Here is a 21,152-nt window from a genome sequence, read left to right on the forward strand (position 1 = left end):
AATTGAATTTATCTGATACAATGCCGGCGCTTCCGGAACTGGACAGCCTCTCCCTAGAGCAGCAGGTAGCTCAGATGTTCGTGATTCGGGCGTCGGGCTACCTCTTTGACCACCAAATTCGCTATCCCGCCTGGGAACCGCCGGCAGCAGAGCTGCGCCACTTGGTCGAAGACCTGGGCGTGGGCGGCGTCCTGCTGCCGGTGGGCAATGCCGGCGACCTGCTGCTGCGCACCAGACAGGTGCAATCTTGGGCGAAAATCCCCCTGCTGCTGGCGTCGGATATCGAAGAAGGCGTGGGCCAGCGGTTTGACGGAGCCACCTGGTTTCCGCCGCCAATGGCCATCGGTGCCGTGGCGGCAAAAGACCCCGCCCTCGCCGAACAGTACGCCGAAAAAATGGGCTATTTCACCGCGCAGGAAGCCCTGGCCCTCGGGCTGAACTGGGTGCTGGGGCCGGTGGTGGATGTGAATAACAATCCGGACAATCCGGTGATTAATGTGCGCTCGTTCGGGGAAACACCGGCAGCGGTCAGCACGCTGGCCACCGCTTTCATTCGTGGCGCTCACCAGTGGCCGGTTTTGACAGTGGCGAAGCACTTTCCCGGACATGGCGACACGGCGGTCGATTCCCACCTGGAGCTGCCGGCGCTCCCCCACTCGCCAGAACGGCTGCAGGAAATAGAACTGCCGCCTTTTGCAGCAGCGATTGCTGCCGGTGTTGATGCGGTAATGAGCGCCCACCTGGTGATTAGCAGTTGGGACTCGGAAAAACCGGCAACCCTGTCGCACCGGATTTTGACCGGCAAGCTCCGCGAAGAGCTGGGTTTTCAGGGGCTGATTGTTACAGACGCTTTGGTGATGGGGGCAATTGCCAAAAAGTATGGGCCCAATGAAGCGCCCATCCTGGCTCTGGAAGCAGGTGCTGACATCCTGCTGATGCCGGTCGATCCTGCCGGTGCGATTAAAGCGGTGTGTGAGGCGGTGGGTGCCGGTCGCATCTCCCCGGAACGGATTCGCGCCTCGGTAGAGCGGATCTGGCAAGCCAAGCGCAAAATCTTCCAGCCCAAGGAAGAGAAAGCCCCAATCCAAAATCCCCTGGCCCTGATCGCCACACCGGCAGTTACGGACAGCGCTGTCCGTATTTTGCGCGATTCTATGAAATTCGCCGGCGCTCTGCCTTTGCCACCGGCACGCCTGTCAGCTGGCGCTTTGCGCAACCTGATCGTGCTCGACGACCTGTTCAACTGCGAGTTTCTCGGCCACCACACGCCGGCCTTCGCTTTCCCCACACAGTTGGGCTATGAGTTGCAGGTGGTTGACCGGCACAGTGCCGGTGCTTCCCCAGATCGGGACACCGACCGGTTCTCCGCCACTTTGCTGCAGGTGTTCATTCGCGGCAATCCCTTCCGCAGCAGTGCCGGTGTCTCCGCTGCCGCCCGCGATTGGTTTAAGAAACTATTAAGGACCGGCGAGCTGCAGGCACTAGCGGTTTATGGTAGTCCTTACACCCTAGAGCAGTTGTTACCTAATATACCGGCAGAATTCCCGTATGTGTTTTCTTACGGACAGCTGCCCCAAGCCCAGGCACTAGCTCTAGAAACCCTGTTTGGTCTTCCCTACTCTCTCTCGCGCGACCCCTGAAGCCCAGGCACCCCTCCTGGAATCCGGGGCACAACGCTTCAGCGCAATCGCAGCTGCCCGACGCCAACTGCCAGCAGCTGAGCCTGTACAGTAGGGGCGGGGCAACCAGATATGCTTTGAAACCCGCAGACATCTCGCGCCCGCCCGCGCCCGCCCAGCCGCTTGACAAGCGACACTATAACTGCTATTGCACAAGTGACAGCAGCAACGGCCATCCTGCCTGCCGGAGCTGCTGTCAAAATTTTAATATTTCTTTAACCTCTTTCCGAGGCGTTTAGCGCGAGAATAGTAAAGATTCAGTATATATAGATACAAAAAAGGGCCCGGCTTGACCCAGAGAGCGGGGACTGTTTACCAGACCAGACCAGGTTGTTTCTCTGTCTAGCACTGTTAGTTTGTAAATCAGGCTTGAAAGGATAATTATGTCTCTGTCTACCGTCCAATACTCCATTGATGTCATCCAAGAAGAAGCCCGGCAGCTCGTGCGCAAGGGAATGGTCAGCCGCCAGCAGCCCATATACACCCTCTGCCAGTACATTCCAGCTCGCGAATGGGCGCTAGTAGAGTATGAACTCGAGCAGTCCAACTATTTGCTGAGGGATCGGATTGGCGATCTGCTCGGGCGTGAAGAGTGGGACAATGATTGAGGCTTAACCTGGCGTTGCGGTGCCAGTCGCCCCGGCTGGTCCTCGCAAGCCGCGTGCCGCCGGCACTCCCTTTCCCCAAGGCGGATGGCCTCATTTTTTAGGTTGGGCCAGCACCGCCCCCCGCCCCACTCCCCACAGATTACCCCTCAGCAAAACCCCCTGCAGGTCTGTTTCAGATTAATTAACCGGATTTTACCTAATTTTTTGTTATAGACCCCTCACTCAGTTTCCCAAGCAAGACGTTAAAATTTGTAATTTCCGGGCAATCACTTTCAATCACTCTTTTGGGGGGTGCCGGTTTAACTGACACGGGTTTTAGCTGAGGGCCGGGGCTATGGCTGAGTTCGATTTATGGCCAGCACCAGCCCCCGCCCCACTCCCCACAGATTACCCCTCAGCAAAACCCCCTGTAGGTCTGTCTCAGATTAATTAACCGGATTTACCCTAACTTTTTGTTCTACACCCCTCACTCAGTTTCCCAAGCAAGACGTTAAATTTTGTGATTTCCGGGTAATCACTTTCAATCACTCTTTTTAGGGGTGCCGGTTTAACTCACAAGGGTTCTAGCTGAGGGCCGAGGCTATGGCTGAGTTCGATTTATGGCCAGCACCGCCCCTGCGGCGACTCCCCACAGCTTACCCCTCAGCAAAACCCCCTGCAGGTCTGTTTCAGATTAATTAACCGGATTTTTCCTAACTTTTTGTTCTACACCCCTCACTCAGTTTCCCAAGCAAGACGTTAAATTTTGTGATTTCCGGGTAATCACTTTCAATCACTCTTTTGGGGGGTGCCGGTTTAACTGACACGGGTTTTAGCTGAGGGCCGGCTCTATGGCTGAGTTCGATTTTTGGCCAGCACCGGCACCGCCCCACTCCCCACAGATTACCCCTCAGCAAAACCCCCTGCAGGTCTGTTTCAGATTAATTAACCGGATTTTCCCTAACTTTTTGTTTTACCCCCCTCACTCAGTTTCGCAAGCAAGACGTTAAATTTTGTGATTTCCGGGTAATCACTTTCAATCACTCTTTTGGGGGGTGCCGGTTTAACTCACAAGGGTTCTAGCTGAGGGCCGAGGCTATGGCTGAGTTCGATTTATGGCCAGCACCGCCCCTGCGGCGACTCCCCACAGCTTACCCCTCAGCAAAACCCCCTGCAGGTCTGTTTCAGATTAATTAACCGGATTTTCCCTAACTTTTTGTTTTACAACCTTCACTCAGTTTCCCAAGCAAGACGTTAAATTTTGTGATTTCCGGGGAATCACTTTCAATCACTCTTTTTAGGGGTGCCGGTTTAACTGACACGGGTTTTAGCTGAGGGCCGGGGCTATGGCTGAGTTCGTTTTTTGGGGCCAGCACCGGCACCGCCCCACTCCCCACAGATTACCCCTCAGCAAAACCCCCTGCAGGTCTGTTTCAGATTAATTAACCGGATTTTCCCTAACTTTTTGTTTTACAACCTTCACTCAGTTTCCCAAGCAAGACGTTAAATTTTGTGATTTCCGGGGAATCACTTTCAATCACTCTTTTTAGGGGTGCCGGTTTAACTGACACGGGTTTTAGCTGAGGGCGGGCGCTAAAGCTGTGGCACCTTGTTTTGTGGCAGGGTGGGTGTGAGGAGATTCGATGAGCAATTAAGCAAATTTGCTCTTAGGGCTGGGAGTCTTGCTTTTGCAGCCTCTCCAACTCAGCCCGCAGCGCCGCAATTTGCGCCGTCAGTTCCCGCAGATCGTTCTGGTCTTCGGGATCGGTAACGGGGCTGGCACTGGAGGTCCCCGCAGTGCCGGCTGTCTCGGTCGTGTCCTCCGGTCTGGGCTGGCCTTGCTGGCTCAGGAGGGTATCGACAAAATTGCGGGCTTCCCGCTCAGTCAGCGCTCCTTTCTCAGCCCACTCCTCAGTCAGCCCGCCAAAGTCCGACTGCATTTTAGATAGAGTCTGAGCGCCTTTCTGGGGATCTTGCAGAGTCTCGAACAAGCTAGAGGTCGCGCCCAAGGTGACGCGAAATCCTTTTTGCAAGAATTCAGTTACGGTGTTGGGGTTCATCGTCAAATTGCCTAAACGTTATGCAGTAGAGCTCGAGGGTAGGAGTTGATCCGGAATTGACAGCCGCTCAACGCCTCCATCCTACTGCACTTTGCCCGGTGCGGGCCAGTAGAGAAAACCCCTCACCCCGCCGGTCGCACCCCCCCGACTCCGCTGCCCACCGCCAAGCTCACAGCAGGGAAAACACGGGGCGCAAGCAAAATGCCGGTGCCCGAAAACTCGCTGTTAGCCCACTCGATCTAGATACTGGTTCAGATCCTCGATGGCGCGGGTGAGTTCCGCTTCCGTGGTCAAGCGGATGCGCTCGTCGCGGACGGTAATCAGAACTTTGGCGGCAAAAGGACTTGGCCAAATGTTGGGATTGCATTCCATCTCGAAAAAGACGTCGCCGGTGTAGCGATATTCCATCGATTTCTGGCGCGTGGCTTTGCCTGCCCCCCCGGCGCTCGCCTTGGCAGCCACAGCCTTTAGGCTTTCCATCAGTTCTGCAATCTGCGCCTGCAACTCTCGCGCCGCCTGGGGGGTGAAGTTAAAGGAGACGGAGCCCTCAACGAGATTTAGTGTGAGTTGTGACATGGGCAAATAATCTTAACATTCAATCTTAATGCTAAAAGATGCAGCTACCCCAAGGAACGAGTCCCCCAACAAATCCGGACGAGTGCCGGTCGCAATTGAAGGCTTGTCTCAATTACCGGCAGTTTTTAGTGGCAATGTAAATCCTGAACCCCTTACAGCGCAAGAGATTCAACGGTTGTTTGCCTGAGCCTAACCTACACTGGAAGCAGAGAGTTGCTCTTTGGGAAATCTGGAGGATGGTATGCTGGAAGACAGCCGCGCCGAAGTTCGCAAGGTTTTGCTGATTACCCTGCTGCTGAATCTGCTGGTGATGGGAATCAAAGCGGTGGTGGGGTATTTGACCGGCTCGCTCTCGCTGCTCGCAGACGCCCTGCACAGCGTCACCGACAGCTCCAACAACGTTCTGGGACTGTTTATCAACAATCTGGCTTCGCCAAAACCAGACCGCAAGCATCCCTACGGACACATGAAGTATGACGCCATCGGAGCTATGGCCATTGCTGCTTTCTTGGGCATCGCCTGCTTTGAAATTCTGCGCGGGGCAGTGGAGCGGATTCTCCACGGCGGTAAGCCGGTCACCATATCCCCCTCAGAACTGTGGTTGCTGCTGCTTGTCCTCGGCATTAATATTTTCGTCACCTATTACGAGCGCAACGTGGGACAGCGCATCGGCAGCAGCTTTCTGGTTGCCGACGCCCAACACACGATGAGCGATGTCTGGGTGACGATTTTGGTGATTGCCGGTTTAATTGGTATCTGGCAGGGTCGGGTTTTCAACCTGCCTCAACTCCAGTGGCTGGATGTGGTGCTGGCTTTTCCCGTAGCTCTGCTCGTGTTTCGCAGCGGCTGGGAGATTTTGAAAGAGAATCTGCCCTGGCTGGTGGATGAAATGGCCATTGCGCCGGAAGCCATTCACGGCATTGCTATGCAAGTCCCTGGCGTGATCAACTGTCACGAGATTGCTTCCCGGGGCGTCGTCGGGCGTCAGGTGTTTGTTGAAATGCACTTGATTGTGGGGGCAAAGGATGTGGAAACCGCCCACCGCATTACCGAGGAGGTGGAAGCTCGCCTGCAAGAACGCTACCAGCCGGTGCGGGTTATGATTCACGTTGAGCCGCCGGCTTACGAGTCTGAATCCATTAGCTACTAATTCGTCGGTGCGCTCCCCCCCCAAGGGAAGCCAGCCGGCTCGCGCTCGAAACCCGGTTTTTTCACAAAGACCGGAGTTGTGGATTTTCGGTTTTTTTTCTGCCTGCCGGCTGAAAACCCCTCCACCCCGCTTGAAATTGCCGCTCCCGAAAGCCAAAGTTTTCCACAGAGGAGCCGGGTTTTCCACAGATTTTTGCGAGTTTTCCACAAAAATTAACAGCAAGGTTAAGAGCGGGTTGCGCAACCATTAATATTTTCTTAAACCCTCAGGCGGGCACCGGCACGCCTCGGGCAACTCATATCAAGTTCGGTTGATTACTTTTTATAAACTTTCATCAGGAGTCAGGGGAGAGGCTAAGCGCGGTTCTCAGTTGGATGAGGTGCGCCCCAGAAACCCGGTTTCTTTAAGAAACCGGGTTTCTCAGTACCTCACTAATATGAGAGACGCTATAAATCAATTACAAGCAGTTAACCGAACACGATCTCATAGGCAATTGTGCGCCGGGGCGCGCAGGGGCGCGGTGGCTGTGGCGGGGCAGACAGAGAAAGCAATGCCGGGGAGCGCAGCTTTATATAAAAAAGAAAAAGGAAAAAGTAACTCTTGTTACATTTTCCTTTTTCCCTTTAGCTCGCCTGAACCTACTCCCACTCAATCGTTCCAGGTGGCTTGGAGGTGACGTCATAGACGACGCGGTTCACCCCCGCAACTTCGTTGACAATGCGGTTAGAGATAGTTTCCAGCAAGTCGTAAGGCACGCGAGCCCAGTCAGCCGTCATGCCGTCCTCGCTTTTCACAAAGCGCAAGACAACGGGGTAAGCGTAAGTGCGCTGGTCGCCCATCACGCCGACACTGCGTACAGGGAGCAGCACAGCAAAAGCTTGCCACAGTTCGCTGTACATGCCCTGCCGGTTAATTTCCTGGCGGACAATATAGTCCGCATCGCGCAAGATATTTAACTTTTCCGCCGTCACCTCACCGAGAATGCGAATTGCCAGTCCCGGACCGGGAAAAGGATGGCGCTGGACAATTTCTTCGGGCAAGCCAAGCGAGTGACCGACTTTGCGGACTTCATCCTTAAACAGCTTGCGCAGGGGCTCGACGAGCTTGAAGCGCAAATCTTTTGGCAAACCGCCGACATTGTGGTGGCTCTTGATTTTCACCGCCACCCGCTCGCCGGTTTTGGGGTCAACATTGGTGTCAGCGGATTCGATCACGTCGGGATAGAGCGTGCCTTGCGCCAAGTAATCAAACGGACCGAGGCGCTTGGACTCTTCCTCAAACACCTGGATGAATTCATGGCCAATGCGCCGGCGCTTTTCTTCTGGATCGGTGACGCCGGCCATTTTTTCCAGGAAGCGCTGGCGAGCGTTGACGTACTGCACCGGGATGTGAAATTGCTCGCTGAAAAGCTTCACCAACCGCTCGGGCTCGTACTTGCGCATAAAGCCCTGATCGATAAACATGCACGTCAGCTGGTCGCCAATCGCCTTGTGCAGCAAAAATGCCAGGGTTGAGGAGTCCACGCCGCCAGAGAGCGCCAGCAGCACCCGCTTGTCGCCCACCTTCGCCCGGATTTCGCGAATCGTTTCTTCGACAAAGGCAGCAGTTGTCCAAGTGGGCTGGCACTCGCAGATGTGGTAAACAAAATTGCGGATCAGGGCGAGTCCGCCAGTGGAGTGCACCACCTCTGGATGGAACTGGACGCCGTAGAGCTTTTTCTCGTGGTGCGCGATCGCGGCGCTCTCGGTGTTTCCTGTGTGCGCCAGCACCTCAAACCCTTCTGGCAGAGCCGTGCAAGAATCCCCGTGGCTCATCCACATCGTGCTGCCATCTTCGACATTGGTTAGCAAATCCGTGGGGTCGTCAATCAGCAGCGACGCCTTGCCATACTCCGCGCGCTTTGCCCGCTGCACTGTCCCGCCCAGCTGTTTGACCATCAGCTGCATGCCGTAGCAGACCCCCAGCACCGGCACCCCCATCTGCCAGATTTCCGGGTCGCAGGCGGGCGCGCCTGCATCGTAGACTGAATTGGGTCCGCCAGATAGGATAATTCCCTTGGGGTTAAGCTGCCTGAGCTGTTCTGCTGTGGTGCGATAGGACAGGACTTCGGAATAAACCTGAGTTTCCCGAATCCGGCGGGCAATCAGCTCCGAGTACTGGGAGCCGAAGTCGAGAATCAGGATTATCTGGCGATTTAAAGACTCGCCCGAGGGCGTCTCGACAGGCGATGAAGTTTGAGGCGCTTGTTCAGTTTGTACAGTCACGACCGGTATCCTAGTGCAGTGCTTTCTGCGATTGACGTCTTTCGGCTGATCACCGCTTTCGGCTGCTCAACGCCTTTCGGCATCACACGTTTTTATGAATATTCTTGAGAGAATATCACAGTAACACATTTGCGGCAGCTGTGAGAAAAAAATAGTTGGCTGGTGAGATGTGCGCAAACAGCCCAACTGCTCTGACCGGCTCTCTCGACCGCCGGCAGGGCTACCTTTCTTCCAAGGGCTCGCTACAGATATAGAAGTAGCCACTTAGATTAGGACATTAAACCTTCAGGGCAGCCAGACGCTGGCCTACGCCTATATCCCAGCAGTAATATGGGTTAGAACAATAGGAGCCGGAGTGCGGGGGTGCAGGCCGAAATGTACGAACCTAAGTGCATACTGCTATATCTCCAGCTCTAGCCCGCCCCTGCTGGGGCGGGACGCACAAGCTGGCGGGTGCCAGCACCAAGCGGGTGGGGATTGGCACAGGGATTCTGGCCTGTCGCAGCGGGGCTTTCCGCTTGCCCGGCAGTTAAAATAGCGAACTGGCAGCAGGCGAGCGCACCTCGGGCAGCAAACCGGCAACGGCGTCGCTGGTGACGATGATTTTGCGCCGGCGGTCGAACAGGACTGAGCCAACGCTGACGCTGGTGCCGGTGTGGGTGTGGATGTAATCCCGGGCGCGCAGGTCAATTTTTTCGGCGATCGCGCCGTAGACTTGGCCCACCCAGGTGCTGCCGGTGGTCTCATCCAGTTCCCGCAGCAGGTTGAGGGCGTCGTCCGCTGTGGGGCAGGCAAAAATTCGCTTCAGCACCGGCACTGGCACGCCCTCCGAGCAAGCGTGAGCGGTGAGAATTTCCAGGCGCGCGTCTGCCAGGTGGTGGTGGGTGTGAAAAATCCCGCCGGCCAGTTTGATCAGCTTGCCGTGGTAGCCAAACAGCAAAATCGACTTGATGCGCTGCATTCCCGCCTCTACAAGCATCGGTCCGAGCCAGTTAGCTGTCTTGACCAGCTGGTTGGGATGAACCCCCATTTTCTGCGCTAAGTCTAAGCCATTCTCTCCGATGCAGAACACCAAACAGTCAAACTGGCCTGCCTTTTTTCGCACGTCCTCGCAGTAGGCGTCCAGCTGTCCGGGGGCGCTCAGCGGTTCAGACATGCCGGTGGTGCCCAGCAGCGACAGCCCCTCTACAATGCCGAAAGCTTCATTAGAGGTCCTCGTCGCCAGCTCCCGGCCCTGCGGCATAATGATCGTGACAGCGATTTTTTCCCCCGTGTCGAGCTCGCGCTCCAGGTTGGCTCGCAACAGCTGCTGCGCGTAAGCGTAGATCGCCGGCGTCCCCCCCTCACCGTGACGCCCAATCCCCTCCCCGCCAAAGATGGCAATCCGCTCACCTTCTTCCCCTTGCCAGTGCCGGTCCGCAAGCCATTCCACCAGCGCCCACACCGGCGTGTTGCGGGTCAGGTCTAGGTTATCGCCCGGATCGCTGCGCGTCATGGCCAGTGCGCTGCCGGCCTTCAGACCGGCGGCACCTTCAATAGGAATTTCTACGGTTTCAGCTGGGCTAATTAAATTCACCGGCACCGCTGAAATGGGTTGCGCTCCGTGTTTCAGCCAGCGCAGCGCCGCCACGGCAGCGGCGCAAGCAAACACCGGCAGCGTATATCCCGCGCGGGGTTGAGAGTTTATCATCTTCCACCTTCTGTGACTGAGTGCCAACCCGATAACTCTTCAATTTTGAATCTTCAATTTTGCCTCTCCTTCAAAACACAAAATTCTTTTAACAATTGCTTGGCCAAAGCAGGCGCTGGAAAAATAACTTTTTCTCCCAAAGACGCGAGGCTTGCTGGAGCCCTCGCCGCAACGCTTGCGCCCGATCAACGCTTTCATACCGGCACGCATACCGCACCACCGGCCTCGGGTATCCTCAAATCTCCCCTGTTCCGCCAGGCGCGGCGGAACGCACCGGCACAGCCATGCCGGAAAGGGACAGTTGCAGCTCCTCGCTCCTCGCTCTTTGCTGTTTCGCAGCCGCAGCGCGCCGCTGTGCCGGTGCTTTGGAGGCAAGCATTGCCGCATGCTTTGGGCCTCAGTGAGGCCGGCGGCAATCCATCTCGCCATCAGCTGTTCCGCTCAGCTTTTCTGCTTTTAATCTGCCTATGCCAAAAGGGGACTCTGCCGATCGATACTTACTGAGAGCAATATCCTGGAACTGCCTTTCTTTTTGAATAAATAAATTAAATGCAACAAAACCTGATAGTGATGCTTGTTGGAAAAAGGAGGTTCTGACTTGAAAAGGTTTGTAGTTGGGCTTTAGCCCAACCGGCGCGTATCGGTCTGGCGCATAATTTTCATCGGTGGCGGTGTGCGCAGCTCCGAAGCGACTGCCTTGAAAATGCGTAACACTTTGAGGTGGGTTCCCTCTTAGGGAACCCACCCTACAGATAGAGGCGCAAGCGTAAGTCCTGTTTCAGTTGGGTGAGCGACGCCCCTGAAACCCGGTCTCTTAAAGAAACCGGGTTTCTCAGCACCTCACGAATATGAAAAACGCTATAAAATGGGCTGGCACTCCGCCTTGAAGCAACCCGCCATCACTACAATTTTAGGAGTGATGCTATGGAGGAATCCTCGGATTTCTGGGTTCTTTTCAGCAGGTAAAGCAACTGGGCGAGTTCTAGATTGTCTGTAGTAATCATCCGCTCCTCCTCTTCCGGAGTGACAATCAGGTTTGACTGCTTCGCTCCCTCGAGTTTTAAATCCCAGGCAGCAATCCCATAGATTAAACAGCGGTCAAGCACAGCCCCCTCTAAGTTTGTCTCAACTAGCTGGGCGCTCCTGAGATTCGCCTGCGTCAGGTTGGCATGACTGAGGTTGGCCTTGGTGAGGTTTGCCCCTCTGAGGATTGCCGAACTCAAGTCAGCCTCCTTGAGGACAACCTCGCTGAGGTTGGCCGTGCTGAGGATGGCCTCGTTGAGGATGGCCGATCTGAGGTTGGCCTCGATTAGGTTCGCCCCCATGAGAATGGCCTGGGTGAGGTTGGCCTCACTGAGGTTGGCGGCGATCAGGTTCGCCCCGATCAGGTTTGCCCCAATCAGGTTGGCTCTCCTGAGGTCAGCCCCGATCAGGATTGCCCGGCTGAGAATGGCCCCCGTGAGGTCCGCCCCGCCCAAGTCCGCCCCATCCAGGTCCGCCACCACCAGCATCGCTCTGCTGAGGTTGGCTTGGGTGAGATTTGCTCCGTTGAGAATTGCCCTGCTGAGGTCGGCTTGCGTGAGGTCTGGCTCTATCTCAGGATTCTCTTGCCTCCACTGATTCCAAACGTCCACCCCGCGTTCGAGCAGATCCAAATGTTCTTTGTTGGCCATGTCGCTTCTCCCCCTTAGCCTAGTTGTGACACAGGCGCAAGACCTCTGCCTAGCCTGTTTACATTTTTTAATATGCCGTCCTACTATAGAGATTAACCGGCATTTTTGGGGAATCCTAGATAGAGGAACACTGCTGCTAGTCCCTGCGGCTGCGGCGATTTGGGCGTTTCGCTTGGCAGCCGTCCGCAGGGGAACCCACCAGCACGGTTCCCCATTGCCTATTTCTGTAGAGAAAACCTTGACAAATCTATCTTTCCCCTGGCTGGTGTCCTGCCTCACAGGCGTGCCTCTACGATTAATAATAATACCCAGATAGGCAGGGCTCACCTTCTCCCCTGTAGAAAAGGCGGGATTCGCTTCTCAATCAATAAAATAATGAAAACATAGCGTAACTTTTCCTCAAAATAATTACTGATAAGCGTGAATAGTCAGCCGCCATTAAAGGATTAAATAAATTCTCCTGATCTGGAAAGACCCCTTCACTATTCTATAAAACTTTGTGGCTCAAATGACCGGCTGCCGGTCGGATTTGCGGCCAATAATTTTGCGATCTAGCAGTAGACAGTCAGTTGAGTACAAGGGATCTCACTTGCTCGTAGAGACAGGCATCTGAGGGAACGCCTGTCCAACGTCCTAACCTAAGCGCCTAGTGCTATATCTAAAAGTGGGTTGCCTATTTTGGATTTTGGATTTTGGATTGAAAAAAACGGCTGGAATGCCTTTTCAGCTAGAGTCAAAAATACTGTCCCTCTCAACTCGGTAGAACTCCGAAATTTTCCCATCTACATCAACTAACCAACCGGAAACAATATTAAAGGTTGCTAGCTCCAATATGCTCACATCCGTGGCGGATATTGCCCCAGACAAACCCGTATCTTTGCCATTGCCTGAAAGTGCAGGAACGAGCGCTGCTGCCCTTGCGGCTGTGCCTTCCGACCCCCCCTTGACCTCCGATTTGGCAGCCGCAGCCGAGACACAAGAGAGACAGGGGAGAATTTCCAAAGCTGAGATTCGCTCCAGCTTGAAAGCCTTAACTCTCGATAGCGTTTTTGCCAGTATTTTCACCAGCGTCACCACCGGCGTGCTGCTGAGTAATTTCTTGCTGCAGCTGGGCGCAACCAGCGTGGAAATCGGGCTAGTGTCTTCCATTCCCATGCTTGCGAACTTACTGCAGCCGGTGGGAGCGATCGTTGCAGACAGAACCGGCAGCCGGCGATGGTACAATCTGCTGGTGTTCGGTCTGTCGCGCCTGCTGTGGCTGGTTTTAGTGCTGCTGGCTGTGTTTGACGGCACCGGCACTGACCGGCACCGGCTGGTGCAGTGCACGCTGGGAATTATTTTAGCAGCTCAAGTGCTCTTAGCCTTGGGCAGCGCCTCCTACCTCAGCTGGATGGGGGCGCTGGTCCCCCACCGGCTGCGGGGGCGATATTTTGGCTTGCGCAACTTCGCCAGCACCTTGACCAACCTGCTGTGCCTGCCGCTAATGGGACTGGCGGTGTCTGCCAAAGCCGGTGGCACAGCACACAGCTATGGGGCGGTGCTATTTGTCGGCGTTTTAGCGGGGCTGCTCAGTCTGGCGTGCCAGCTCTTTATAACGGATGTCAACCCGCTTTTGCCGGCGTCGGGCGGGAAAATCGCCACCGAAAGCAAGCCGAGTGAAGTGTCTTCCCGATTCCCACTGCTGGATATTTTTAAGCATAGCAATTTCCTGATCTTTTTGCTCTACTTTGGCTTGTGGACGTTTGCCGTTAACCTCAGCGCTCCTTTCTTTAATATGTACATGCTTGAAGAATTGGGGCTGGATGTGAGTTCGGTATCGCTTTATAATAGCCTGAGTGCGGCGGCGAGGCTGCTGGTGCTGCTGGGAGTTGGCAAATTGGCCGACCGGCTGGGGAATCGCCCCCTGCTTATTGGCGTGTGCCTTGGGGTGGCGGCGATTCCCGCACTCTACCTGGGTGCCAGCACTCACCCCGGTTGCGTTTGGCCGTGGCTAGTGCTGATACACCTGATCGGCGGCGGCGGTTGGGGGGTGATTGAGCTGTGTAATAATAATATTCAATTGGAAATAGCGCCGGCGCGTTCCTCCTCGGCTTACTTTGGGGTTGCCGCAGCGGCGGCTGGAATTGCCGGTGCTTTGGGAACGACTGCCGGCGGTTTTCTCGCCGAGAGTGCCGGTGGGTTTAGCGGGCTGTTTATCCTTGCCACTATCGTGCGAGTGGTTGCGATTTCGCCGCTGGTTTTTGTCAAAGAACCGCGCCGTCCGTCGCTGCAGCAGTTGCTGCGGGTTTTGTTTGTTTGGAAGCCGCGACCGGTGCCGGTGTTGCAACCGCTGAAATAGGGAGTGCCGGCAATTCGCGCCGGTGATTATTTACGCATAGGAAAACGGCATACTTTGTGGAGAGGAACCCCACCCCCCAACCCCCTCCCCGCGTGCGGGGAGGGGGAGAAGCGTCTGTAGAAGGTCCATCGTTCGAGCTCCGAGATCCATCGTTCGAGCTCAGAGGTTCATCGTTCGAGTTCGGAGGTCCATCGTTCGAGCTCGGAGGTCCAAGTATCGGGTTGATGCCGGTGCTTTAGCCCAAAAACCTTTAATGCCGGCAGCCGGAAGGTTTGTAGTTGGGCTTTAGCCCAAAAACCTTTAATGCCGGCAGCCGGAAGGTTTGTAGTTGGGCTTTAGCCCAAAAACCTTTAATGCCGGCAGCCGGAAGGTTTGTAGTTGGGCTTTAGCCCAAAAACCTTTAATGCCGGCAGCCGGAAGGTTTGTAGTTGGGCTTTAGCCCAAAAACCTTTAATGCCGGCAGCCGGAAGGTTTGTAGTTGGGCTTTAGCCCAAAAACCTTTAATGCCGGCAGCCGGAAGGTTTGTAGTTGGGCCGCACACCGGCACACGATCTCTTAGCCCTTTCCGCGCCAGCGGGGATGGGGTTGGGTGCCGGGTTCACCCCCCGTGGCGCGTGGCGAGATAGAGTGAGGGGCAATTTATCTGCAATCAGCCATCCGCACCAGTCGGGAGTTAAGGCGCTTTGGCTGACTCTGCTCTGTGTGACAGGTTACTGCTGAATCAGTTTGAGGAGTTGCTGTGCTCTTTGGCACTGAGGGTGCCCTTGAGCGCAGAAAAGTTTTGCCGCTTTTTGTGCATCCTCTATCGCCCCCTGTTTATCTCCCAAGAAAGAACGGGCAACACCCCGATTGTAGTAGGTAATGGCATAGTCAGGCTTGAGTTCAATGGCTTTGCTGTAATCGGCAATCGCTCCCTGTTTATCTCCCAAGTTAAAACGGGCTAAACCCCGATTGTAGTAGGCACCGGCATCGTCAGGCTTGAGTTCAATGGCTTTGCTGTAATCAATAATTGCTCCCTGTTTATCTCCCAAGTCATCACGGGCAACACCCCGGTTGTTGTAGGCTTCGGCATCGTCAGGCTTGAGTTCAATGGCTTTGCTGTAATCAATAATTGCTCCCTGTTTGTCTCCCAAGTCATCACGGGTATTTCCCCGGTTGTAGTAAGCTTTGGCATCGTCAGGCTTGAGTTCAATGGCTTTGCTGTAATCAATAATTGCTCCCTGTTTGTCTCCCAAGGCATAATGGGCATTACCCCGGTTGTAGTACGTTTCGGCAAAGTCAGGCTTGAGTTCAATGGCTTTAGTGTAATCGGCAATTGCTCCCTTTTTATCTCCCAAGGCAGAACAGGCTAAACCCCGGCTGTAGTAGGCTAACGGGTGAGGCTTGAGTTCAATGGCTTGGCTGTAGGCATCTCTTGCTTCTGGATAGCGTTTTAATTCTTGCAGCAGTTCTCCTCGCCACATATAAAGGACAGAATCTTTGTCGTTGATGGCAATTGCCTTATCAAAGGATGCCAGCGCCTCTGGGTATCGGTTCAAGTCGTAAAGCGCATTACCTCGCTCGCGCCAAGCTTCATATAAGTTTGGCTTGATTTGAGTCGCTCTGTCAAAAGATGCCAAAGCTTCTTGATATTTATCCTGCCATCTCAGCGCCAATCCGCGTGCGTACCAAGCTGCATATAAGTTTGGCTTTATTTTAATTGCTTCGTCAAAAGCCTTCACCGCTTCATCGAAGCGAAATACCCGCCACAACTGATTGCCATAATTCACCCAATCCGTTTCGCTCGCACCGCTGGCAGGTTTTTCTAGAGTAAATAAAGCCGCGCGTATTGAAGCTATCTCTCCTTCATTGAGTGACGGAGGTGCGGATGTCTCCACGCTCAACCACTCTGGCTTTATCCCCGCCTTTTCTGCTAAACTGATAAATGTCGTCACCGGCACACCCAAACTGTAACCTAGCTGATAGGTTATCTCTCCTTCCGCAGCGGCGTTAATCCCAATCACCCGCCCGCGAGTATCCAATACCGGCCCCCCGCTCATCCCGGGTTGACTAATATTGGTGTACACTAGCTCGTAACCACTCGTTAAAGACGAAGAGTCTTTCGCATTAATAGCCCCCCTTTCTTTACTAAAAACCAGTCCACCGGTAAACAGCCGGGAGGGGTTTATCGCGCCTTTTGCACCCGGCCACCCAGAGACGAAAACCCAAGATTCTTCTTTTATATCATACTTTGCCAAAGTCGCCAGGGAGTAAGTTTCGTTGCTCTGGAACTGCAGCACCGCCAAGTCCACTCCCTCCAGTCTTTTTACCGTGCCATAGTTCACCGGCACCCTCGCCCCATCCGGCGTCACAACCTGATATTTCCCTTCCTTCTCCACCACATGATCAGCCGTGAGGACATAATAAGTCTTCCCCCGCTTGGCAACAATCACCCCCGAACCATTCCCATTTTGCCCATCAATCCGCACCGTAATCTCTGCGGCTTTTTTGTTCACCTCCCCTGCAATGCCGGTGAGGGGTGGAATCGCGATGTTTCCCACCCGTTCAGGCGCTACCTCAGCCAATATCTCCACCGGCACCCCCCAACTCAAGCGGTTCATCTGCTGCAACTGCGCCTCGCTGGGGCGGGAACCGTCCTCAAATCGGTAGGCATCCGCCAAAATCGGATAAGCACTCACGCCATTAATGCCAGTCACCTCACCAAAATAGTTTAGCACCGGCCCGCCGCTCATCCCCTGCTGGATATCATTAGTATACCCGATGCGGTAGCCCCCCCGCAATGCCTTATCCGGTAACATTTCGATTTTGCCGGCACTCACAACCAGGCGATCCGAGTCAAACGGAAACCCCGCCGCCAAAACCTTATCCCCCACCGCAAAAGAGCGCCGGTGTCCCAGCGCCGCCACCGCATACTCTCCCGCCGCCGGAAACTCCAGCAGCACCAAATCCTTCCCCTGAAAATCGGCTTTTTTAACCACCGATGCCGTGTGTGTTTTGCCGTCCTGCGTCCCGATGCTATACGGCTGTCCCGGTGTCAGGACGTGCTGGTTCGTCAGCACCGTATAAACCCCGTTTTGCTTGCCGATCAGCGTCCCCGAACCCGCCCCATTTTTTGCCAGCACCTTTACTGTAATTGATGCCGCCAGCTTTTGCAACTCCTCCTCGGATAGAGGCGCGGCGACTTGCTCCAAAGTTGCCGGTTGGGGGGCGCATCCCCCCAGAGACATTGCCGATGCCGGTAGCAGGAACAGTCCAAAAGCAGCAATCCAAATTAGCGAATTTCGATTCATCTCTTTATATATATAGTGTTCACAATTTTACAATCTCACCCTTCCCTAGGAAGCGCAGGCGAGACGCCTGCGCTACGTCGTCCCCCCGTAAGGCGTAGGACTGGCGTCCCGCCTGTCCCTTCCAACGCCATCCCCCCGCAGGACGTAGGACAGCGCAGGCGAGACGCCTGCGCTACGTCGTTCCCCCTTTAGGACGTAGGACCGGCCTCCCGCCTGTCCCGAGAGGCCATCCCCCCTGGGAGTGATACCGGCCTCCCGCCTGTCCCCAACTCTCAATATCCCACAACCGGCGCACTTTTGAGAAACTTGTCAATATCCACCTGAATCTAAACTTGAGAAGCGCCGGCTCCTTCGCAGTGCCGGTGTTGTCCAGAAACCGGGTTTCTAGAAGAAACCCGGTTTCTTATAAACTAAACTGCGGATTTGAAGCTAGCAGCGCCTCAGCAGCTTGCCTGTCCAGCGGTTTGGCAAAAAAGTATCCCTGTCCGCAATCGCACTCCAGCGACACAAGTTGCAAAAGCTGCTCCTCGGTTTCCACACCCTCCGCCACCACATCCATTTTCAACTGGTGCGCCAACATCACAATCGCCCGCACAATCTCCGAACTATCGCTATCAGCGCCCAGCATGCTGACAAAAGAACGGTCAATCTTTAAGGTACTCACCGGCAATTTTTGTAAATAGCTCAGAGAAGAATAGCCGGTGCCAAAATCATCCACACAAAGGTGGATATTCCTGGCTCTAAGCTCTTCCAGAACCTCCGTGGCCGCAGCGGCATTTTCCATGAGCGCACTTTCGGTTATTTCCAGTTTTAAACAGCTGACATCCAGACCTGTTTCTAGCAAAATATTATCAATGTGTTCAACCAGATTTGGCGCGGCGATCTGCAGGCTTGACAGATTCACATTTATTGTGATATTAGAGAGAGAGGGGAATTGCTCGTGCCACTGGCGCAGCTGGAGACAAGCTTCGCGCAAAACCCACTGCCCGAGGGGGAGAATCAGGTGGGTGTCTTCTGCGATGGGGATAAACTCTGCCGGTGAGACTAAGCCTCTCGTTGGGTTCAGCCAGCGCACAAGTGCCTCAAAACCGGCAATCCTCCCCGTCTCTAGCGACACGACCGGCTGGTAGTGAAGCAATAATTTTGACTCGGGAATTTTGCAGTTAGGATTTTCACTAGATTCACAATTCAAAATGGAGAATTCTAAATTGTCTTGAATAGCTCGCCGCAAGTCAGTCTCCAACTGCAATCGCGTCACAGCACGGAGGTGCATGCCGGTGTTAAACACTTCATAGCGGGCTCTCCCTAGAGCTTTAGCGCGATACATGGCGGTATCGGCATCCCTCAAAAGGTCTTGTGGCCACTCATAGTTGAGTGAGGGGTGACTTGTGCCGTCTGGACTCTCTGCTGTGCGTTCTGAAAAGGCAATGCCAATGCTGGCGGTAGTAAAAATCTCGTGTCCGTTGAGGTGGAAAGGGGACTTCAGCAAGGCGTGGATCTGCTCCGCAACGCCGGTGGCATCGCTGATGTCTCTGATATTTTCCAGGAGGATGGCGAACTCATCGCCACCGAGACGCGCCACGGTATTGCCCGGTGCCAAATAGGTCGAGAGCCGGTGGGCAAAGGCAACCAGCAGCTGGTCTCCAATGCTGTGCCCGAGGCTGTCATTGACCAGCTTGAAGCGATCCAAATCCACTAAGAGCACCGCAAACCGGTAATCTGGGCGCTGCTGGCACGCCTCGACCGCATCCCACAGGCGATCTGTGAGCCAGGCGCGGTTGGGGGTGCCGGTCAGGGAGTCATAAAACGCCGCCAGCCACAATTGTTCTTGTATCCGCTTGCGCTCGGTGGTGTCGCGGATGACGGTGGAAAAGCCCCGCAAATAGCCGAACTGGTCTCGCAGGGCGGCAATGGCCACATCAGCCCAAAACCGGGACCCGTCGTTGCGCACCCGAAGGCCCTCCTCTTCGAGCCGGCCTGCGATCGCCGCCACTCTCAGGGCTTTCCAGGGCTTTTCCTGCTGGATTTCGTCACTGGTATAGAAGCGAGAAAAATGCTGGCCAATAATTTCAGAGGACAGATAGCCGGTGATCCGCTCAGCACCGGCGTTCCAGCTGACAACCCGTCCCACCGGGTCTAGCATGAAAATGGCGTAGTCCTTGACGCTGTCTACCAGCAACCGGAAGCGCTCTCTCTCCTCATACAGGGCGTCTTCCGCTTGCCGGCGCTCCGTGATGTCCCTGCAGCTGTAGAGCACTGTCCCCCCCGCGATCGAGAAGCGCTTCACATTTACCAGCACTGTCAGTTCCTTGCCGGCTTTGTTTTTTACCTGTCGCTCGATATTCTCAATTGCCAGAGCCGTTTCCAGCAGCGAGCGCTCGAAGAGGTTCTCTCCTAGCAGTTTGGAGATGTTGCCTAACGCCCTCACCTCTTCGACGGAGTAGCCGAACAGCTGCTGGGCGTTGGGACAGATAAAGGTAAAAGTGCCCGTGTCATCGGTGATGAAGACTGCCTCTGTTACGTTGCTCAGGGTGAGCCGGTGCAGCGCTTCTGAAGCTCGCAGCGCCTCACAGGCAGACTCTGGCTCCCTCATGTCTGGGTTCGCCCCACAATTCGTAATATCCCAGACAAAGGCGCACTGGCACTCCTGTCCCTCCCATTCCAGATAATTGACTTGCAGTCTCACCGGCTTTATCTGGCCATCTTTATGCCGGTGCTGGCACTCAAGGGTGAGTTCGCCGCGCTGTTTGACGGTGAGCCAGTGATCCGTCCAGGCCAGGGGGTTTAAGTCTGGGTTGATGTCCCACACACTCAGGTCGAGGATTTCTTCCCGGCTGTAGCCCAGCAACCGGCAGCCTGCTTCGTTTCCGTAGAGGATTCGGGCATCGGGCCCGATCCAAAAGACCGCACCGGCTGCCGCCTCCAGCGACAGCTCCGCCAGCCGCCCTATCTTTTCTTTTCGCTTAATTTTTGTTAAATTAAGGGATAAATCAGCTATGTTACGCCTCAGCTCCAGCTGGGCGGCGGCAAGCCTGCTCAAGGCGAGCAGCGCTTCTGCCTGCGCTTTCCCAAGCTGCTTGGGCGCTCTGTCCATCACCCACAAGGTGCCGGCAATCTCACCTTTGGCCGTCACTAAGGGGTATCCGGCGCAAAACAGGAGATCGCTCTCCCCTGGAGGGGGTTCAACTTGCAAATAAAGGAGATTGCCGGCACTGTCCGCCCTCTCCCTAGCCTGCAGGAAGTTCCTCCCCCCGTCAAATAGCTGGTCGAAACGAGGGCAGGTGCTAGCATGGCAGGCGATTTCCGGGACGTCGGCGGTGACTTGTGACTTGAACCAATACCGCCGGCCATCTTCCAGGCAGATCAGAGCAATTGCTGCTTCGCACACCCCTACAGCTAAACGGGTGATATCTTCAAATGCCTCTTCCAGCCCGGGTTCAAATATTTGAACCGGGCGCGGTGTAGCAAATTTATCGGTTTTAGTATCTGGCATTTGTCTTTCTATCATTGTATCCTCGTACCTGCCCCTGGAAATATCCCTTCTCAACCCTGCTGGAAAGCAGGTGTAGCTCATGGCGCTGAAATATTTGAGTTTTGAGAGCAAAGCGGGCCGTTAATTATTTAAATTCTCTCTTGACTCCTTGAGCTAGCAGTTTATTGTACAAAAATTTAAATTTATGAATCTACTGCATGGAATTAATGCAGCTTTTACATGCCACTTTCTTGAGGGCTCGATTCCACAGGTCTGCGCCAGCATTTGGGCTAACTTCTCAACCCCCCTCCAAGGGCAACACCCTCAAAAAATTGTAGGGGCGTCAAGCTAGAGGCTAGTAGAGAAGTGTCAG

At 54.8% G+C, this 21,152-nt stretch carries 14 protein-coding genes; 5 read left to right on the forward strand and 9 right to left on the reverse strand.

All coding sequences use genetic code 11. The annotated features are described in order from the left end of the window. Positions 1-20: 20 nt before the first annotated feature. Positions 21-1,640: a glycoside hydrolase family 3 N-terminal domain-containing protein gene (locus tag OSC10802_RS0110845; RefSeq protein ID WP_017716793.1), complete on the forward strand. Its 1,620-nt coding sequence runs from the start codon at positions 21-23 to the stop codon at positions 1,638-1,640. A 38-nt stretch (positions 1,641-1,678) separates the two neighbouring features. Here the strand turns inward: OSC10802_RS0110845 and OSC10802_RS49470 are convergent, their stop codons facing one another. Next, positions 1,679-1,879: a hypothetical protein gene (locus tag OSC10802_RS49470; RefSeq protein WP_155967559.1), complete on the reverse strand. Its 201-nt coding sequence runs from the start codon at positions 1,877-1,879 to the stop codon at positions 1,679-1,681. A gap of 183 nt (positions 1,880-2,062) precedes the next feature. Between OSC10802_RS49470 and OSC10802_RS0110855 the strand changes: the two genes are divergently transcribed. Then, complete coding sequence (locus OSC10802_RS0110855; RefSeq protein ID WP_017716795.1) at positions 2,063-2,287, forward strand: DUF4327 family protein; 225 nt, start codon at positions 2,063-2,065, stop codon at positions 2,285-2,287. 1,646 nt (positions 2,288-3,933) lie between these two features. On the opposite strand, the gene OSC10802_RS0110865 is transcribed toward OSC10802_RS0110855, so the two are convergent. Together OSC10802_RS0110865 and OSC10802_RS0110870 are read right to left on the reverse strand one after the other, a co-directional pair. Beyond that, positions 3,934-4,326, reverse strand: coding sequence for a hypothetical protein (locus OSC10802_RS0110865; protein WP_017716797.1), 393 nt, complete (start codon positions 4,324-4,326; stop codon positions 3,934-3,936). 225 nt (positions 4,327-4,551) lie between these two features. Continuing rightward, the gene (locus tag OSC10802_RS0110870; protein WP_026098370.1) at positions 4,552-4,908 is read right to left on the reverse strand and encodes a hypothetical protein; all 357 of its coding nucleotides are present in this window, start codon (positions 4,906-4,908) and stop codon (positions 4,552-4,554) included. Positions 4,909-5,143: 235 nt separating this feature from the next. Between OSC10802_RS0110870 and cdf31 the strand changes: the two genes are divergently transcribed. Further along, a complete protein-coding gene (gene cdf31, locus OSC10802_RS0110875; RefSeq protein WP_017716799.1) occupies positions 5,144-6,052 on the forward strand; it encodes a CDF family zinc efflux transporter Cdf31 in 909 nt (302 codons plus the stop codon). 638 nt (positions 6,053-6,690) lie between these two features. Here cdf31 and guaA read toward each other — a convergent pair. Then, positions 6,691-8,316, reverse strand: coding sequence for a glutamine-hydrolyzing GMP synthase (gene guaA, locus OSC10802_RS0110885; RefSeq protein ID WP_017716801.1), 1,626 nt, complete (start codon positions 8,314-8,316; stop codon positions 6,691-6,693). A gap of 389 nt (positions 8,317-8,705) precedes the next feature. Here guaA and OSC10802_RS49475 point away from each other — a divergent pair, with 389 nt between their 5' ends. Then, a complete protein-coding gene (locus OSC10802_RS49475) occupies positions 8,706-8,849 on the forward strand; it encodes a hypothetical protein (RefSeq protein WP_017716802.1) in 144 nt (47 codons plus the stop codon). On the opposite strand, the gene cbiD is transcribed toward OSC10802_RS49475, so the two are convergent. From cbiD to OSC10802_RS39610, 3 genes are all read right to left on the reverse strand, one after another. Next, entirely contained in the window at positions 8,846-10,006 is a 1,161-nt protein-coding gene (gene cbiD, locus OSC10802_RS0110895; RefSeq protein WP_017716803.1) for a cobalt-precorrin-5B (C(1))-methyltransferase CbiD, read from the reverse strand. The genes OSC10802_RS49475 and cbiD overlap by 4 nt on opposite strands. A 235-nt stretch (positions 10,007-10,241) precedes the next feature. After that, positions 10,242-10,385 (reverse strand): hypothetical protein, encoded by a 144-nt coding sequence (locus OSC10802_RS49480; RefSeq protein ID WP_155967563.1) that lies wholly within the window; start codon positions 10,383-10,385, stop codon positions 10,242-10,244. Between the two features lie 523 nt (positions 10,386-10,908). Next, positions 10,909-11,679 (reverse strand): pentapeptide repeat-containing protein, encoded by a 771-nt coding sequence (locus tag OSC10802_RS39610; RefSeq protein ID WP_017716806.1) that lies wholly within the window; start codon positions 11,677-11,679, stop codon positions 10,909-10,911. Between the two features lie 832 nt (positions 11,680-12,511). Between OSC10802_RS39610 and OSC10802_RS0110915 the strand changes: the two genes are divergently transcribed. Further along, complete coding sequence (locus OSC10802_RS0110915) at positions 12,512-14,017, forward strand: MFS transporter (protein WP_017716808.1); 1,506 nt, start codon at positions 12,512-12,514, stop codon at positions 14,015-14,017. Positions 14,018-14,727: 710 nt separating this feature from the next. Here OSC10802_RS0110915 and OSC10802_RS39615 read toward each other — a convergent pair. Beyond that, positions 14,728-17,307, reverse strand: a complete 2,580-nt coding sequence (locus OSC10802_RS39615; protein ID WP_017716809.1) for a tetratricopeptide repeat-containing S1 family peptidase — start codon at positions 17,305-17,307, stop codon at positions 14,728-14,730. Positions 17,308-17,710: 403 nt separating this feature from the next. Next, entirely contained in the window at positions 17,711-20,815 is a 3,105-nt protein-coding gene (locus OSC10802_RS44225) for a sensor domain-containing protein (protein WP_052334299.1), read from the reverse strand. Between the last annotated feature and the right edge of the window lie 337 nt (positions 20,816-21,152).

The organism is Kamptonema formosum PCC 10802 (genome assembly GCF_000332335.1).
GTDB lineage: Bacteria > Cyanobacteriota > Cyanobacteriia > Cyanobacteriales > Oscillatoriaceae > Oscillatoria.

Bases quoted from the DNA above. Each gene is read 5' to 3' on its own strand.
- OSC10802_RS0110845 (WP_017716793.1), top strand. From the start codon at position 21: ATGCCGGCGCTTCCGGAACTGGACAGCCTCTCCCTAGAGCAGCAGGTA.
- OSC10802_RS39610 (WP_017716806.1), bottom strand. From the start codon at position 11,679: ATGGCCAACAAAGAACATTTGGATCTGCTCGAACGCGGGGTGGACGTT.
- OSC10802_RS39615 (WP_017716809.1), bottom strand. From the start codon at position 17,307: ATGAATCGAAATTCGCTAATTTGGATTGCTGCTTTTGGACTGTTCCTG.
- OSC10802_RS44225 (WP_052334299.1), bottom strand. From the start codon at position 20,815: ATGATAGAAAGACAAATGCCAGATACTAAAACCGATAAATTTGCTACA.
- OSC10802_RS0110855 (WP_017716795.1), top strand. From the start codon at position 2,063: ATGTCTCTGTCTACCGTCCAATACTCCATTGATGTCATCCAAGAAGAA.
- cdf31 (WP_017716799.1), top strand. From the start codon at position 5,144: ATGCTGGAAGACAGCCGCGCCGAAGTTCGCAAGGTTTTGCTGATTACC.
- cbiD (WP_017716803.1), bottom strand. From the start codon at position 10,006: ATGATAAACTCTCAACCCCGCGCGGGATATACGCTGCCGGTGTTTGCT.
- OSC10802_RS0110915 (WP_017716808.1), top strand. From the start codon at position 12,512: ATGCTCACATCCGTGGCGGATATTGCCCCAGACAAACCCGTATCTTTG.
- OSC10802_RS0110865 (WP_017716797.1), bottom strand. From the start codon at position 4,326: ATGAACCCCAACACCGTAACTGAATTCTTGCAAAAAGGATTTCGCGTC.
- OSC10802_RS49480 (WP_155967563.1), bottom strand. From the start codon at position 10,385: ATGCTTGCCTCCAAAGCACCGGCACAGCGGCGCGCTGCGGCTGCGAAA.